Origin of the sequence: Buttiauxella massiliensis, from assembly GCF_902500225.1 — a bacterium.
Taxonomy (GTDB): Bacteria; Pseudomonadota; Gammaproteobacteria; order Enterobacterales; family Enterobacteriaceae; genus Buttiauxella; species Buttiauxella massiliensis.
On the sequence record NZ_LR722690.1, the window covers coordinates 1 to 1,073 of the forward strand.

The 1,073-nt window shown below is 50.4% G+C and carries 1 protein-coding gene; it reads right to left on the minus strand.

Annotation, left to right across the window (positions count from 1 at the left end):
• Positions 1 to 1,071 (minus strand): IS3 family transposase gene (locus GC128_RS22925; protein WP_226812256.1). Its coding sequence is split into 2 segments (ribosomal slippage), with 1,072 coding nucleotides annotated over them: positions 1 to 840 and positions 840 to 1,071; the frame shifts between segments, so codons are not numbered across the junction. This gene is flagged as partial in the annotation.
• Positions 1,072 to 1,073 lie beyond the last annotated feature (2 nt).

A 1,073-nucleotide genomic window follows, 5' to 3' on the forward strand; every position in this document is an offset into this window, starting at 1 on the left:
CACTTTTTGAGATTTCCGGTTTCTCAGCCATCAGCCGGTATTCTTCCGGCGTCAGGTTATTCAGGGATTCATGGGGCCGCTCACTGTTGTATTCATTCAGCCAGCGTTCCGTGATTTCCCGTACTTCATTCAGCGTTCTGAACAGATAAAAATCCAGTATTTCGGTCCGGTACGTTCGGTTAAACCGTTCTATAAACGCGTTCTGTGTTGGCTTGCCCGGCTTGATAAATTCCAGCATCACGCCATGCTCTTCGGCCCATTGCGCCAGAGCCAGTGATATCAGTTCCGGTCCGTTATCCATCCGCATCTTCAGCGGATATCCACGGTTTGCCACTATCCTGTCCAGCACCCGGACGACACGCTGCGCTGGGATATTCAGGTCAATTTCGATAGCCAGAGCTTCACGGTTAAAATCATCAACGACATTGAAAGTTCGAAAACGTCGTCCACATGTTAGCGCGTCGTGCATAAAATCAATCGACCAACTTTGGTTGAGTGCTTCCGGCGTTGCCAGCGGAGCCGGATTACGCACCGGCAAGCGTTGCTTACCCTTACGACGAAAATTCAGTTTCAACAGACAGTAAATCCGGTGTATGCGCTTGTGGTTCCAGACGTGCCCCTGCCTGCGAAGCACCTGAAAAAGCTTCTTAAATCCGTAGCGGGGATAGCGTTCAGCCGCCTCGGTCAGCCTCTGGATCACCGTTTCATCACGTCGTGTATTCGGTTGATAACGAAACACCGTCCTGCTCAGCGATAACGTCCTGCATGCCTGGCGTATGCTCATCGTAAACTGCGTCGTTAGATAGCTAACGAGCTCACGCTTTATCGCTGGTTTTAAAGCTTTTTTTCGATGACGTCTTTAAGCGCTCGGCATTCCAGACTCAGATCGGCAAACATCTGCTTCAGACGACGATTCTCTTCTTCAAGATCTTTGATCTTTTTGATATCAGCGGCTTCCATCCCGCCATATTTCGCCTTCCAGTTGTAGTAGCTGGCTTCGGAAATAGCGGCCTCGCGGCACACATCTTTGACGGTTCTGCCCGCTTCGACGGATTTCAGTACGGCGATGATTT